This is a genomic window from Klebsiella sp. 141240, from assembly GCF_050600805.1.
Classification (GTDB): domain Bacteria; phylum Pseudomonadota; class Gammaproteobacteria; order Enterobacterales; family Enterobacteriaceae; genus Klebsiella; species Klebsiella aerogenes.
This window is the reverse complement of record NZ_JAQIRK010000003.1, coordinates 209,588-223,836: the sequence shown is the minus strand read 5'-3', so window position 1 is coordinate 223,836 and position 14,249 is coordinate 209,588. Positions and strand designations below refer to the sequence as shown.

14 protein-coding genes are annotated in these 14,249 nt (G+C 55.4%); 7 read left to right on the top strand and 7 right to left on the bottom strand.

Annotated features, from left to right (window positions below):
• Positions 1-38: 38 nt before the first annotated feature.
• The gene (gene ycaC, locus PGQ95_RS06835) at positions 39-662 is read right to left on the bottom strand and encodes an isochorismate family cysteine hydrolase YcaC (RefSeq protein ID WP_015366381.1); all 624 of its coding nucleotides are present in this window, start codon (positions 660-662) and stop codon (positions 39-41) included.
• A 172-nt stretch (positions 663-834) separates the two neighbouring features.
• Between ycaC and PGQ95_RS06830 the strand changes: the two genes are divergently transcribed.
• A complete protein-coding gene (locus PGQ95_RS06830; protein ID WP_087859507.1) occupies positions 835-1,731 on the top strand; it encodes a LysR substrate-binding domain-containing protein in 897 nt (298 codons plus the stop codon).
• Here the strand turns inward: PGQ95_RS06830 and PGQ95_RS06825 are convergent.
• A complete protein-coding gene (locus PGQ95_RS06825; RefSeq protein WP_213316176.1) occupies positions 1,670-3,178 on the bottom strand; it encodes a carboxylesterase/lipase family protein in 1,509 nt (502 codons plus the stop codon). The genes PGQ95_RS06830 and PGQ95_RS06825 overlap by 62 nt on opposite strands.
• A 42-nt stretch (positions 3,179-3,220) precedes the next feature.
• On the bottom strand, positions 3,221-4,564 hold the full coding sequence (gene hglS, locus PGQ95_RS06820) for a 2-oxoadipate dioxygenase/decarboxylase HglS (RefSeq protein WP_087859505.1): 1,344 nt from the start codon (positions 4,562-4,564) through the stop codon (positions 3,221-3,223).
• Positions 4,565-4,800: 236 nt separating this feature from the next.
• On the opposite strand from hglS, the gene pcaH reads away from it, so the two are divergent.
• The 6 genes from pcaH to PGQ95_RS06790 all read left to right on the top strand — a co-directional run bounded on the left by pcaH (position 4,801) and on the right by PGQ95_RS06790 (position 10,700).
• A complete protein-coding gene (gene pcaH, locus PGQ95_RS06815) occupies positions 4,801-5,541 on the top strand; it encodes a protocatechuate 3,4-dioxygenase subunit beta (RefSeq protein ID WP_087859504.1) in 741 nt (246 codons plus the stop codon).
• Positions 5,538-6,158, top strand: coding sequence for a protocatechuate 3,4-dioxygenase subunit alpha (gene pcaG, locus PGQ95_RS06810; protein WP_087859503.1), 621 nt, complete (start codon positions 5,538-5,540; stop codon positions 6,156-6,158). Before pcaH ends, pcaG begins: the two co-directional genes overlap by 4 nt.
• A 177-nt stretch (positions 6,159-6,335) precedes the next feature.
• A complete protein-coding gene (locus PGQ95_RS06805) occupies positions 6,336-7,259 on the top strand; it encodes a LysR substrate-binding domain-containing protein (protein WP_045382604.1) in 924 nt (307 codons plus the stop codon).
• A 300-nt stretch (positions 7,260-7,559) separates the two neighbouring features.
• Positions 7,560-9,932, top strand: a complete 2,373-nt coding sequence (locus PGQ95_RS06800) for a glucose/quinate/shikimate family membrane-bound PQQ-dependent dehydrogenase (protein WP_430917420.1) — start codon at positions 7,560-7,562, stop codon at positions 9,930-9,932.
• Between the two features lie 83 nt (positions 9,933-10,015).
• The gene (locus PGQ95_RS06795) at positions 10,016-10,330 is read left to right on the top strand and encodes a hypothetical protein (RefSeq protein WP_228302256.1); all 315 of its coding nucleotides are present in this window, start codon (positions 10,016-10,018) and stop codon (positions 10,328-10,330) included.
• A gap of 91 nt (positions 10,331-10,421) precedes the next feature.
• A complete protein-coding gene (locus PGQ95_RS06790) occupies positions 10,422-10,700 on the top strand; it encodes a hypothetical protein (RefSeq protein WP_430917418.1) in 279 nt (92 codons plus the stop codon).
• Between the two features lie 56 nt (positions 10,701-10,756).
• On the opposite strand, the gene PGQ95_RS06785 is transcribed toward PGQ95_RS06790, so the two are convergent.
• The 4 genes from PGQ95_RS06785 to hpaX all read right to left on the bottom strand — a co-directional run bounded on the left by PGQ95_RS06785 (position 10,757) and on the right by hpaX (position 14,154).
• Positions 10,757-11,875 (bottom strand): S-(hydroxymethyl)glutathione dehydrogenase/class III alcohol dehydrogenase, encoded by a 1,119-nt coding sequence (locus PGQ95_RS06785; protein WP_045393936.1) that lies wholly within the window; start codon positions 11,873-11,875, stop codon positions 10,757-10,759.
• Between the two features lie 23 nt (positions 11,876-11,898).
• Positions 11,899-12,174, bottom strand: a complete 276-nt coding sequence (locus PGQ95_RS06780) for a metal/formaldehyde-sensitive transcriptional repressor (protein ID WP_015705585.1) — start codon at positions 12,172-12,174, stop codon at positions 11,899-11,901.
• Positions 12,175-12,278: 104 nt separating this feature from the next.
• Entirely contained in the window at positions 12,279-12,752 is a 474-nt protein-coding gene (locus tag PGQ95_RS06775) for a GNAT family N-acetyltransferase (RefSeq protein WP_430917416.1), read from the bottom strand.
• A gap of 19 nt (positions 12,753-12,771) precedes the next feature.
• Complete coding sequence (hpaX, locus tag PGQ95_RS06770) at positions 12,772-14,154, bottom strand: 4-hydroxyphenylacetate permease (RefSeq protein WP_430917414.1); 1,383 nt, start codon at positions 14,152-14,154, stop codon at positions 12,772-12,774.
• Positions 14,155-14,249 lie beyond the last annotated feature (95 nt).

The window sequence follows — 14,249 nt, the reverse complement described above, 5'->3', positions numbered from 1 at the left end:
GAAGCGGCGGCCAGGCCTGAAAACTGGCCGCCAGCTGTTTATTTCTTGCTCAACAGGTTAAAACTGGTCATCAGGTTCCGATAATCCGGAATGTGGTTAGAGAACAGGGTTCCCAATCCTTCAATATCATTGCGCCAGTCGCGGTGCAGCTCACAGGCCACGCCAAACCACGACATTAACTGCACGCCCGCCTGAGACATACGATCCCACGCCGCATCACGGGTGATCGGGTTAAAAGTACCGGAAGCATCGGTCACCACAAAGACGTCGAATCCCTCTTCAATCGCCGACAGCGCCGGGAAGGCCACGCAGACTTCAGTGACGACACCGGCGATAATCAGCTGTTTCTTACCGGTGGCTTTTACCGCGTTGACGAAATCTTCATTATCCCAGGCGTTAATATTGCCGGGACGAGCGATATAAGGGGCGTCAGGGAACTGTTCTTTCAGTTCCGGCACCAATGGGCCATTAGGGCCATTCTCAAAACTGGTGGTCAGAATCGTCGGTAGTTTAAAGTATTTAGCCAGATCGCTGAGAGCAAGGACGTTGTTCTTAAATTTATCCGGCTCGATATCACGAACCAGTGAGAGCAGCCCGGTCTGGTGGTCAACCAGTAATACTGCCGCATCATTTTTATCCAGACGAACATAAGGTTTAGACATGGTGGCTCCTTTTATACACATCAACTAATCGGTGAGAGACGTTGTATCAACGAGACTAATAATAGTGTAAGCACTGGATGACGATTAGATGGCAAAAACGGGACGCATCGTCCCAATTTCGCAACGATGCGTGGCATACTGCCCATGATCAAAATGCATAGCTGGAGCCAACATGTCGCGTAGCGCCCTGCCTTTTCATACCGTAGAAACGTTTCTGATAACCGCGAGGCATCTCAACTTAACCCATGCCGCGCAGGAGCTGTGCCTGACGCAGGGGGCGGTCAGCCGACAGATCGCCGCGCTGGAGAGCTGGTTTGGCTTCCCGCTATTTGAACGCCACGCCCGCGGGCTGCGGCTATCTCCGCAAGGCAGCGCGCTTTATCCTGAGCTGCAGTCGGCATTCGGCCGCCTGTTAACGGTAGCCGAGCAGGCGCGCCAGCAGCAAACTGTCGTGCGCCTGAAAGCGCCTACCTGTGCGATCCGCTGGCTGGTGCCGAAACTACTGGAGATAGAACGACGTTATCCGGAATTGCAGGTGGCGTTGACCACCACCACCGAGCATAGCGTCAACTTTAAGACTGAGCCCTACGACGCGGCGATTATCTTCGGCACCCATCAAAGCGCCGGCGACTTGCTGTTTGAAGAGGCCCTCACGCCGGTGGCCAGTCCCGATACGCCGTGCGATCCCCAGCTATCAGGCACTACATTTCTCCATCCGACGCGCGATAAAACCGACTGGCTGCTGTGGCTGGCGCACTTCCCGCATGAACCTGCGCTAAAAATGCATAAAAACCAATATTTCGACACCATGGACCTCGCCATCACCGCCGCGATGCAGGGGCTCGGCGTGGCCATGGCGGACGAAACGCTGGTTGCGGAGGATCTTCGTACCGGGCGACTATGTCGCCCCTTCTCGCTCAGCGTCAAAACCGGCGCCAGCTACCGGCTGGTCGTTCGCCGCTCGCAAAGTAAGGCCGACGGTCTGGCGCGCTTTCGCGCCGCGCTGGTTAATCCAGCGTCACATGATGCTTCATCACCCGGCGAAACAGCGCCAGCCGCGCGCGCATAAAGCGGTTCTCCACTTTAAAGCCCGCGCGCTTGTTGAGTCCGATACGCAATAAACGGTCCCGCCCACGCTGACAGGCAGGCCAGCGTACAGGGCCCGTTAACTCGCTGCACTGATTGCCTGCCAGCCTGGCAAAATTAGTCCAGTAGTCGGCGACCTGCGCGGCGAAGGCTTGATCCGCCTCACTGGCGTACTGACACACCGGCTCGGCGCGGGTCAGGTTGTCAAAAACGTAAACCACTTCGTTGCCATGCCAGGCGCCATGGAGATAAGTTTCATGTTCCGCTTCGGCCACATAGTCAAACCAGTAGCGCCAGCACGGTTGCCCGAGACGCTGCTGCGCCTGCATGACAACATACCCCAAAGTCGTGAACGCCATATCGCGGCACACTTCTCTGCCTAACGCTTCATCACCTTTGACGCCTGGATACAGCAGTTTGATAAGCCCAAGGCCAAAACGGCGTTCGCGCCGCAGTTTTTGAATCTGCCCGGCAATATCGACGCCAAATACCGCCATCACGCTAGCCTCATCGCTATTGGAGCCAATCATCACCGGCATCGCATGCTGACGTCCTTTAAAGAACGTGTCGAGCATAGGCTCCGGTAGCACCGCATCGCCGACAATCGGCGCCGGGCCAATATTCAGCGGCGCTGTCAGCGCCCAAAAAGCATCGGCAGGGATTGCCCGCAGCTGTTCCGCGCTGGCATCGGCAAGAGAAAAATGTTCCGCCAGCAGCTTTCCCTTCGCCAGCGCCTTTTCCCGCGGTAAATCCGGTAAGGTATAACCGCTTTGTACGATCGCTTTATGGAACAATCCCTTCGCTTTCGGCGACGCCATTAACGACAGGACGCTGCGCGCCCCCGCGGATTCGCCGAACAAGGTGACATTGGCGGCGTCGCCACCGAAAGCGTGGATATTGTCCTGTACCCAGCGTAGCGCGGCTATCTGATCGAGCAGCGCAAAATTATACAACCGCTCGCCCTCTTCGCCTTCCAACGCCGGATGAGCGAAAAAGCCGAGGTGTCCAAGACGATAGTTCACCGTGACCACCACCACCTCGCGGCTGGCCAATGCGCTACCGTCGTAGGGCGGCAGGCTGCCGGCGCCGATGGTGTAGCCGCCGCCGTGCAGCCAGACCATCACCGGGAGCGGCTGCGAGCGGGCGGCGGGCGCCCACACGTTGAGATACAGACAATCTTCTGAGAAACGGCCAGGATCGCCGCCGCCCAGTTCACGACAATATTCGATATCCTGCCAGCTGGCGGCGGAAAAGGTATCGGCCTGACGCACGCCCTGCCAGCGCTCTGGTGGCTGCGGCGAACGCCAACGCAGCTCGCCAACCGGCGGCTGCGCGTAGGGAATACCGCGCCAGATATGGATACCCTGTTCACTGGTGCCGGATAGCGTGCCCTGCCGCGTTTTCACAAGCGGCGTAGATGAATTCTGCATAACAACGTCCTCTTGCAAGTTATGCCATGCAGAGTACCGATTTTAGAGCAGACCGCAACGGCGTTTACTGCGTTCCTCCGCCTGTTGATATAGCTCGAACTCATCGAGGACCTCACAGCCTAACGCCGCTTCAAAAGCGTCACGGCTGGCGTTACCGTGGCTGCGGGCCTGGGTTTCGTTGCCAAGATTTGATTGGAAGATCCCCGCGGCGCTTACCGGTAAAAAATCCTCATAAACAATCGGCTGCGCGACTACCCAACCGCGTTCGATCAGCGGTTGCGGATCGTCGCCGGGGCCAAAAGCATGGCGGTGCGCTTCTCCTGCGGGGGTCAGGCGATAGCGGAACCACGCCAGCCCCTGCTGACGCAACAGAAATTCGCTGTCAGGAAACTGGCAAAAGACCTCCTGCAAATGGCGCTGATGGTTAAGGTTGTCTTTACCGACCCCGGCCTCATTCAGTAAGCGGTCATACAGCGCTCGTCCTTTCGGCGTCAACGCGACGCCGCGTTGTTCAATTTCGCCAAAGCGCGCGCTGTGCGTGCCTTTATGTTCACCGGCGAACATCACCGGCTCTTCCAGCGCTTTAAAACTGGTTTGTCGCAATAAAATCGGCACCTCGCGGCGCGGTGGCCCTTCAATGAGCGCTTTCGGTTCAATACCACACTGCGGCATCAGCGCCTGAACCCGATCGATATCGAGCGTACGCGGCGTCAGATGGTTGATGTGGCAACCGGGGAAACAGACCACATCGGCAATCAACCGGTGCTCATTATGCAGTGCGTGATAGGTTTGCTCGTCAACGGTGGCGTGACGGTGCCAACGAAAAGTTTCCAACGCTTCGTTGACGAATTCGCGCGCTTCTGCTGCCGTGAATTCCCCCCTATCTTCGTGTAACGCAATCAGCTCACGGCAGCGCGGCGTAAAGATATCGCGACGCGCGAGAATATCCGCCGCTTGCTGGCGCAACGCCTCGTTGCCGATCAGTTCAAGACGCAGCAAGGAGGTGAAAATGCGAAACGGGTTACGCGCCAGCGCCGCATCATCGACCGGGCGAAAAGCGGTAGAATGCACGGGTACCCCAGCCTGCGACAGATCGTAATAGCTAACGGGATACATCCCCATAATGGCAAACATGCGACGCAGGGTCGCCAGTTCTTCCGCCGTTCCCACGCGGATCGCGCCGTGGCGCTCAACGTTCAGCCGTGCCAGTTCGTCGGCATTAGCCAATTGTTCATGTAATTTCGGGTTGTGTTCCAGGACCGCCAGATTCACATCCGCCACCAACTCCAGGAGGGTTCCATACTGCGGAACTTCCTGCTGGTACATTGCCGACATAGCCTGTGAAAAGTTTTCCCGAATCTCATCAGCCGTGATGGTGTTCGCCATGATGTCTTACCTCCAGTGAATACTTCCTGGAGTGTAGGAAAGCGCGTTAAGAGTGGCGGGAAGAATTTACAAACTGTGATGCGGATAACCTGCTACCGCGTTTCGCCTGTACAAATCATAACCGCTGGTTATGAAAAATTAGATTTAATTTCACTTTAAATTAACAAAACATTTACAGAGACTGTTTCTGGCGAAATTACAACAACATGCCTCTCTTCCGTTTGATGGAGTACCCTATGAATAATAAATGGTCACCGCGCGAGGTTGTACATCGCGATTACAATAGCCATCCGCCGGCGCTGGCGCCGGGATACAAAACCAGCGTGCTACGCTCGCCGCGCAATGCGCTCATCTCCCTGCAAAATTCACTTTCTGAGATTACCGGCCCGGTGTTCAGCAGCGAAGACCTTGGTCCGCTGGATAACGATCTCATTCTCAACTACGCCAAAGACGGCCTGCCGATTGGCGAACGAATTATCGTCCACGGTTACGTGCGCGACGGCTTTGGCCGGCCAATGAAAAATACGCTGGTCGAAGTGTGGCAGGCCAATGCCGGCGGCCGCTACCGTCATAAGAAAGACCAGTATCTGGCGCCGATTGACCCCAACTTCGGCGGCTGCGGACGGGTACTGACCGATGAAAACGGTTATTACTGTTTTCGCACGATCAAACCCGGCCCCTACCCGTGGCGTAATCAGGTTAGCGACTGGCGACCGGCGCATATTCACTTTTCGCTCTCCGGCGATGCCTGGGCGCAACGGCTGATTACCCAAATGTACTTTGAAGGCGATCCGCTTATTAAACAGTGTCCGATTGTCAGAACCATCAATAACGATGATGCCGTGCGTACCCTGATTGCCGAGCTGGATACCCACGCCGCCGTGCCGCTCGACAGCCTGGCCTATCGTTTTGACCTTGTGCTGCGCGGCCACCGCGCCACGCTGTTCGAAAATCGTACTCAGGGGGCCGCCCAATGAAAGACTATTTAGCTGAAACCGCCTCGCAGACTGCCGGGCCCTATGTGCATATTGGTCTGGCGCCGGACGCTGCAGGGTTTCATATTTTCGAAAAAAACTTCGGCCCCAACTTAGTGAGCGCGGAAACCAAAGGCCAACGTATTACGATTGAAGGCCGGGTTTTCGATGGTTCCGGAACGCCGGTACGCGACGTGCTGCTGGAACTCTGGCAGGCTAACGCCGACGGGCGTTATAACCATCCCGACGACCGTCAGCAGAGTAAGGCTCTGGACCCGAACTTCCGCGGCTGGGGGCGCACGTGTTCAGACTTTGCATCCGGCGTCTGGCGCTTTCAAACCATCAAACCCGGCGCGGTCGTCGGCCGTGACGGACGTGTGATGGCGCCGCACCTCAATCTGTGGGTGGTGGCGCGGGGTATCAACATTGGCCTGAATACGCGGATGTATTTCGCTGATGAACAGGCGGCAAATGAACAGGATCCGGTACTGAATCTGATTGAGTGGGAAGTTCGCCGCCAGACGCTTATCGCGCAACGTGAAGTGCGTGGAGATGAAATCGTCTACCGCTTTGATATTTATTTACAGGGCGATAAAGAGACCGTGTTCTTCGATATTTAATTTCCCACCAAAACATCCCTTTTTTCCTTGCCCCGCCGAGTGCGGGGCTTTTTATCGCGCCTGACAGAAATGACTTGTAAGACAATAAGATCAAATGTTAATAATATTTTGCTAACTAGTTATCAAAATTAAACAACTTCGCTTGCTACCGAGACAGCTCTGTTTTTAACATCGATTATGGAAAAAAATGGTCTCTTCAGTCAGCGCATTCGCTTGCGCCATTTACATACTTTTGTCGCCGTCGCACAACAGGGAACCCTGGGGCGGGCGGCAGAAACCCTGAATCTTAGCCAACCTGCGCTATCAAAAACCCTCAACGAGCTTGAGCAGTTGACCGGTACCCGGCTCTTTGAGCGCGGGCGGCTTGGCGCGCAGTTGACGCTGGTTGGCGAACAGTTTCTTACCCATGCGGTCAAGGTGCTGGATGCCCTCAATACCGCGGGCCAGGCTCTCAATCGTAAAGAGGGCATGAATAGCGATGTGGTACGAATTGGCGCCCTGCCAACCGCAGCGCTCGGTATTTTGCCTACGGTGATTGGTCAATTTCATAAACAGCAAAAAGACATCACCTTACAGGTCGCCACCATGAATAACACCATGCTGCTGGCGGGGCTGAAATCCGGCGATGTCGATATTGGTATTGGGCGCATGTCCGATCCGGAGCTCATGAGCGGCCTCAACTATGAACTGCTGTTTCTTGAATCGCTAAAACTGGTCGTCCGCCCCGGCCACCCGCTACTGCAGGAGACGGTAACGCTCAGCCGGGTGATGGAATGGCCGGTAGTGGTCTCACCAAAAGGGACCATTCCGCGGCAGAATGCGGAAACGCTACTGCAAAGCCAGGGCTGTAAAATTCCTCCCGGCTGTATTGAAACGCTGTCGGCCTCGCTTTCGCGCCAGCTCACCGTCGATTACGATTATGTCTGGTTCGTCCCTTCCGGCGCGGTGAAAGACGACCTGCGTCGCGGTTTGTTAACCTCATTACCTATCGCCACCGAAGGCGCCGGCGAGCCTATCGGTATTCTTACCCGGGTGGACGCCAGCTTGTCGCAGGGGGCGCAAACTCTACTGAGCGCGATACGCAAATCCATGCCTGCCTGACCCTCAATGGCCGTTACCCCGAATCAACACATTGGGGTAATGGCACCGCTACGTTCATTCTTCTGCCACTTAATATATACATCACGCTAATCAATTAGTGCGAAATCATTCATTAACATTTGCGCTCATTTCATTAACAGATTTATCATAGCCATGATTTCACCATTTGGTTCATGTGAAATGAATTCATCTTTTGAAATCACCTTTATGAAGCTTTTCAGAGCTTCACTCAAAAGCAACTTCCATTTGCACTTGATTCATTTGGTACACGCCTGGCAAGGGGTGGTATAAGGAGACAACATGGCTACGGGCAACGTGCCGCGCGGATTCCCCCGGATCCTGCAGTGGCTACTCGCCGGACTGATGTTAATCATCGGTCTGGCAATCGGCATTTTAGGCGCCAAACTGGCAAGCGTCGGCGGCACCTGGTATTTCGCCATTATGGGACTGGTGATGGTTATCGCCTCCCTGCTTATTTTCCGCAATCGTCGCGGCGGTATCGTTCTTTATGCCGTCGCCTTCGCAGCTTCCATTGTTTGGGCTATCAGCGACGCAGGCTGGACCTACTGGCCGCTGTTCTCACGCCTGTTTGCGCTTGGCGTTCTGGCTTTTCTGTGCGCCATTGTTTGGCCTTTCCTTTCCAGCGCTCCGGCCAAAAAAGGCGCGGCCTTCACCCTCGCGGGCGTGCTGGCCGTGGTACTGCTGGTCAGCTTTGGCTGGATGTTCAAATCCCAGCCGCTGGTCAGCGCCAGCGAACCCGTGCCGGTAAAACCGGTACAGCCAGGTGAAGAACAAAAAAACTGGGAGCACTGGGGTAATACCACTCACGGCGACCGTTTTGCCGCGTTGGATCAGATCAATAAAAACAATATCAACCGGCTACAGGTTGCCTGGATTGCCCATACCGGCGATATTCCGCAGAGTAACGGTTCCGGCGCGGAAGACCAGAATACACCGCTGCAGATTGGCGATACACTCTATGTTTGTACGCCATATAGCAAAGTCCTGGCGCTGGATGTCGATAGCGGCAAAGAAAAATGGCGCTACGACTCGAAAGCGACGGCGCCGAACTGGCAACGTTGCCGCGGTTTAGGCTACTACGAAGATAGCCAGGCACAGGCTAATGCCGTTGCCGGGACTCAGCCTGCCGCCTGTGCCCGCCGCCTTTTCCTGCCGACTACCGATGCGCGTCTGATCGCAATCGATGCCGATACTGGTAAAGCCTGTGAAGCATTTGGCGAACACGGTACCGTCGATCTCAGCGTCGGCATGGGGGAAATCAAACCTGGTTATTATCAGCAGACCTCTACCCCGCTGGTGGCCGGTAACCTTGTTGTCGTTGGTGGTCGCATCGCGGATAACTACTCCACCGGTGAACCACCGGGCGTAGTTCGCGCTTTTGACGTGCATACCGGTAAACTGGCCTGGGCCTGGGATCCGGGTAATCCGCAACTGACCGGCGTACCTCCGGAGGGACAGACCTACACGCGCGGGACGCCGAACGTCTGGTCCGCAATGTCTTACGATGCCAAACTGAATCTTATTTATCTGCCAACCGGTAACGCCACGCCAGATTTTTTCGGCGGCGAACGTACGGCGCTAGATGATAAATACAGCTCATCAATCGTTGCGGTCGATGCGACCACCGGTAAAGTGCGCTGGCATTTCCAGACCACCCATCACGATCTGTGGGACTTCGACCTGCCTTCGCAACCGCTGCTGTACGATCTGCCGGACGGTAAAGGCGGTACGACGCCGGTACTGGTGCAAACCAGCAAGCAGGGCATGATCTTTATGCTTAACCGCGCGACGGGCGAACCGGTCGCTAAAGTGGAAGAACGTCCGGTCCCGGCTGGTAACGTTAAAGGTGAACGCTACTCGCTGACGCAACCGTACTCCGTCGGCATGCCGATGATCGGCAACGAAACGTTGAAAGAATCGGATATGTGGGGCGCCACCCCGGTTGACCTGCTGCTGTGCCGTATTCAGTTCAAAGAGATGCGCCATCAGGGTGTCTTTACACCGCCAGGTGAGGACCGCTCCCTGCAATATCCGGGCTCGCTTGGCGGGATGAACTGGGGCAGCGTGTCGGTTGATCCGAATAACGGCCTGATGTTCGTCAATGACATGCGACTTGGACTGGCTAACTACATGGTGCCGCGAGCGAAAGTGGCCAAAGATGCCAGCGGTATCGAAATGGGTATCGTACCGATGGAAGGTACGCCGTATGGCGCAATGCGTGAGCGTTTCCTGTCGCCGCTGGGAATCCCCTGCCAGAAGCCGCCGTTCGGCACCATGTCGGCGGTCGATCTGAAAAGCGGTAAGCTGGTCTGGCAGGTTCCGGTGGGTACGGTAGAAGATACCGGTCCGTTGGGTATCCGCATGCATATGCCGATCCCTATCGGCATGCCAACGCTGGGAGCTTCGCTGTCTACCCAGTCTGGTCTGCTGTTCTTCGCCGGCACCCAGGATTTCTATCTGCGCGCCTTTGATACCGCCAACGGCAAAGAGATTTGGAAATCTCGCCTACCGGTGGGCAGCCAATCCGGCCCGATGACCTACGTTTCACCGAAAACCGGTAAGCAGTACATCATTATCAACGCCGGCGGCGCGCGTCAGTCTCCCGATCGCGGCGATTACATCATCGCTTACGCTTTACCCGATCAAAAATAAAACCAGGGCCCCGTTCAGGGGCCTTTCTTTATCTCCCCGGTTTCAGATTCCATTTAGGCGCCGATCTTCAGGCTTTTGTTACTATGGAAGCTCATTTCTCAGGCTGGATAAACAGGGAGGAAGCCATCATGGTTTTGATGAAAGGCTCAAGCGCGCTGCTTTTGGCCGCGTTACTATCGGGATGCGCCAACGAGGAACCACCACAGCTTTATCGCCACGACTTTGTGTTGAAGAATCCGCATACGGGTATGCCGCTGCCCTATCTCCCTTACCAAATCACCACGCCAGACGGTATAGTCTTTAAGGGCAGAACCGATAAAAACGGTTTAACCGTAGAAGCGATATCGACTATGCCGGGAGAATTTAAGATCAATATGATCCCTGAGTCAGCACTATAAGTTTCTTCGGCAGGTTCTGATTTTAGAATGTTTTATTACGTTATGTTATTATTGCGAACAGTTATCAATAACAACATGACAAGGATAAAAGATGAAAGGAGCCCTCTATCACCTACCGATCGGCGCACTCTTATTAGCCGCAACCACCTCGGCCCAGGCGCTGAAAGCGCCAGAAGTGGATTTACGCGACCCGACGCTGTGGGAAGAGAAAAAGGTCAATCCGCTAAACGATGTTTCGGCCCCCTGCGAAGTGGCAAACGGCCCTGATTGTCCCATCTGGGAAGATCAAAAGTCCGATATTCAGCGTGAGAGAGAGCGGCGGGAGCAGCGACGTTGGCAATCCGGCTATGAGCACTGGCGCAAGTATTAACGCAACCAGAAGTCAACCCGGGCGATAAATGGCCCGGGTTTCGCTATCAGCAATACTTAGTTATCACCGAAGTGAATCACGGTACGAATCGATTTACCTTCATGCATCAGATCGAAGGCTTCGTTGATCTGGTCGAGCGGCAACCGGTGGGTGATAAACGGATCGAGGCGAATCTTACCCGCCATCGCGTCTTCAACCATTCCTGGTAGCTGGCTACGCCCTTTCACCCCGCCGAAGGCGGATCCGCGCCATACCCGGCCGGTGACTAACTGGAACGGACGGGTCTTGATTTCCTGACCGGCGCCCGCGACACCGATGATGACGCTCTCACCCCAACCTTTATGGCAGCACTCCAGCGCCGCGCGCATGACGTTGACGTTACCGATACATTCAAAACTGAAATCAACGCCGCCATCGGTTAGCTCGACAATCACGTCCTGAATCGGTTTATCGTAGTCGTTCGGGTTGATAAAGTCGGTGGCGCCCATCTCTTTGGCGAGGGTAAATTTATCCGGATTAGTGTCGACCGCCAAAATGCGTCCGGCTTTCGCCTGCACCGCGCCCTGAATCACCGCCAGGCCAATACCGCCCAGCCCGAACACCGCGACGCTGTCTCCCTCTTTCACCTTCGCGGTATTATGTACCGCGCCGATACCGGTGGTGACGCCGCAGCCCAACAGACACACTTTTTCCAGCGGCGCCTGCGGGTTAACTTTTGCCAGAGAAATCTCGGCGCAAACGGTGTATTCGCTGAAGGTGCTGGTGCCCATATAGTGATAAATCGGCTCGCCGTTATAGGAGAATCGCGTGGTGCCATCCGGCATCAGACCTTTCCCCTGCGTGGCGCGGACCGCCTGGCAGAGGTTAGTTTTGCCAGACTTGCAGAATTTGCATTCGCCGCACTCGGCGGTATACAGCGGAATAACGTGATCGCCAGGTTTCAGGCTTGTCACGCCCTCGCCGACTTCAACGACGATACCGCCGCCTTCATGGCCCAACACCGCCGGGAACACGCCTTCCGGATCGTCGCCAGAGAGAGTAAAAGCATCGGTGTGGCAAACGCCGGTGTGGGTGATTTTTACCAAAACTTCGCCTTTCTTTGGCGGCGCGACGTCAATCTCCACGATTTTTAACGGCTGACCGGGGCCAAAGGCAACTGCTGCACGTGATTTCATACTGTCCATTCCTCGTCGTGATTTTATTTTAAATAGGATCGTAGCAGGTGACCGACTTCCGCCATGCGGGCGGCGCGTTGGTCCGGGGTGGTATCGCCGCTAACCAGTTCATCCTGCAGATGCATCTCCACCAGCTCGCCCATCAAACCGTTGGCGGCGCCGCGAATGGAGGCAATCTGTTGCAGGATAGTCATGCAGGGTTCGCCGGACTCCAGCGCGCGTTCCAGCGCTTCAACCTGCCCGCGAATACGGCGTACGCGGCTAAGCGCACGCTTCTTGTCTTCTGGTGAATGTGGCACGAGATGCCCTCCATATCATATAGGGGGGTATACTATATTTATTTAGTTAAAGTGGCAAATTGAAACGCCGCTAACAACCATAGCATAGCGGCGCAGGTTTACCGTTAATCGAGAGTGAGGCTCATGGCTATACAGCGTAGCTCGGCGTTGGCCATTTTCGAATAATGACTCTTTTCGCCTTGTGAAACAAAGCCATGGCGTAGATAAAAGCCCGCCGCATTGGGGGTCGCCTCAAGCGTAATCGTTTCGAGCCCCCGTCGGCGAGCTTCGGCAATAACCGCCCTCATGATCAAATCTGCGCATCCCTGCCCGCCCCACTCCGGCAGCGTAAAGATCGCTTCCACGCTTAAGGACTCAATATCGAGATAGCCGGTAGCGACGGGTTGGCCCAGCCTATTTTCCACGATATAAAACGGATTATCGGCAACGGCGTGACGATACCCTTCGGGCATCTGTTCCGGCGTCCAGGCGTGAATCACTTCAGCGCCATAGCTTTGATGACAGCCATGGCGAATCGCCTGATTACGGATATTCCACAACGCAGGGGCTTCATCGGGTATCGCGCGTCTCACTCTCATCACTACTCCTTTATCTTTTTTATGGCGTCGCTCGCGGACGGCTGGCCTTCATTGGGATGCGCGATACCACCAGCGCCCCCAATACCAGGAACCCGGCCACGAGGTAAAATCCGGCGTTAAAGCTGCCGGTTAAATCCTTCAGCCAGCCGAATAACAGCGGACTCATGGCCGATCCCATATTACCCGTCGCGTTAATCACCGCAATGCCGATCGCTCGTGAGCGCAGGCTGATGGACTGATCTGGCGTGGTCCAGAATATCACCATCGCCGCATAGGCCCCTGCCGAGGCCATAATTACCCCCAACAGTTGCATCACGCTATTTGCCCCGTGCGCCGCTAGCATCCAGCCCGCGGCAGCAAACAGATAGGGCAATAACGTGTGCAGCTTACGTTCCTGTAAGCGGTCAGAACGTTTACTCCACCAGATCATCGCCACAATGGTACAGATATGTGGTACGGCGCTAAGCAAACCTATGGCGATATTGCTGCTGCCCTGATTAAAGCTCTTGAGGATCAGCGGCGTCCAGACGCTGAGCGCGCTTAAGGTATTACAGAGAAAGAAATAGGCCAGCGTATACATCAACACCACCGGGGTGAAGACGTCGCGCCAGAGGCTGCTTTTCCCCTGCTGCAGCGCGCTCAGGCTGGCGCTACCGTTCGGTTGTACCAGTCGTAGTTTGTCCTTCTCCATCATTTCGCCAAGGCAACGTTTGTCCTCATCGGTGAGCCATTTGGCCTTTTGCGGACTGTCGTCAAGATAGAACCAGACTACCGCCCCCAACAGCACCGATGGAAATCCTTCCAGCAGGAACAGCCACTGCCAGCCTTTAAGCGCCAGCATGCCATCCATACTGAGAATATAGCCGGAGACCAGCGACCCCAGCGCCATCGTCACCGGCATGGCAATCATAAACAGCGCATTAGCACGCGCTCGGTAGTACGCCGGGAACCAGTAGGTTAAGTAGAGCAGAAGCCCCGGAAGAAAGCCGGCTTCGGCAATCCCCACCAGCATGCGCAGCAGATACAGGCTATTTGGCCCGGTCGCGAACATGGTCGCGGTCGATGCTATCCCCCAAACCACCATAATGCTGGCGATCCAGCGGCGGGCGCCAACGATCCCCAGCATGATGTTACTGGGAATACCGAAGATGACATACATCGCGTAGAACAACGTCGTCGCGAGGCCGAACATGGTGCTACTCAGTCCCAAATCCTGGCTCATGGTGAGCCCGGCAAAGCCGATATTGATACGATCAAGAAATGAAAAGATAAAAAGCAGAAACAGAAAAGGAATTAAGCGACGGAACAATTTATTGATAACCACCTGTTCGCGCGGGCTCAAGCGTTCAGCGCCCCCCGCATCGGCGACAGGAGGGGAAGTGGCCGGTATATTATCGGTCATGTCAGGTTTTCCTTTTGCTCATCGGTATTGAAAATGCAGGCGTTTTAGCCAATGACGCTGCGGATACCGCTGAACGTGCCTGGGTGTCGTTTCGA

What these genes read in the sequence shown, in the direction of transcription:
- ycaC (WP_015366381.1), bottom strand. Translation starts at nt 662, where the DNA reads ATGTCTAAACCTTATGTTCGTCTGGATAAAAATGATGCGGCAGTATTA.
- PGQ95_RS06830 (WP_087859507.1), top strand. Translation starts at nt 835, where the DNA reads ATGTCGCGTAGCGCCCTGCCTTTTCATACCGTAGAAACGTTTCTGATA.
- PGQ95_RS06825 (WP_213316176.1), bottom strand. Translation starts at nt 3,178, where the DNA reads ATGCAGAATTCATCTACGCCGCTTGTGAAAACGCGGCAGGGCACGCTA.
- hglS (WP_087859505.1), bottom strand. Translation starts at nt 4,564, where the DNA reads ATGGCGAACACCATCACGGCTGATGAGATTCGGGAAAACTTTTCACAG.
- pcaH (WP_087859504.1), top strand. Translation starts at nt 4,801, where the DNA reads ATGAATAATAAATGGTCACCGCGCGAGGTTGTACATCGCGATTACAAT.
- pcaG (WP_087859503.1), top strand. Translation starts at nt 5,538, where the DNA reads ATGAAAGACTATTTAGCTGAAACCGCCTCGCAGACTGCCGGGCCCTAT.
- PGQ95_RS06805 (WP_045382604.1), top strand. Translation starts at nt 6,336, where the DNA reads ATGGAAAAAAATGGTCTCTTCAGTCAGCGCATTCGCTTGCGCCATTTA.
- PGQ95_RS06800 (WP_430917420.1), top strand. Translation starts at nt 7,560, where the DNA reads ATGGCTACGGGCAACGTGCCGCGCGGATTCCCCCGGATCCTGCAGTGG.
- PGQ95_RS06795 (WP_228302256.1), top strand. Translation starts at nt 10,016, where the DNA reads ATGGAAGCTCATTTCTCAGGCTGGATAAACAGGGAGGAAGCCATCATG.
- PGQ95_RS06790 (WP_430917418.1), top strand. Translation starts at nt 10,422, where the DNA reads ATGAAAGGAGCCCTCTATCACCTACCGATCGGCGCACTCTTATTAGCC.
- PGQ95_RS06785 (WP_045393936.1), bottom strand. Translation starts at nt 11,875, where the DNA reads ATGAAATCACGTGCAGCAGTTGCCTTTGGCCCCGGTCAGCCGTTAAAA.
- PGQ95_RS06775 (WP_430917416.1), bottom strand. Translation starts at nt 12,752, where the DNA reads ATGAGAGTGAGACGCGCGATACCCGATGAAGCCCCTGCGTTGTGGAAT.
- hpaX (WP_430917414.1), bottom strand. Translation starts at nt 14,154, where the DNA reads ATGACCGATAATATACCGGCCACTTCCCCTCCTGTCGCCGATGCGGGG.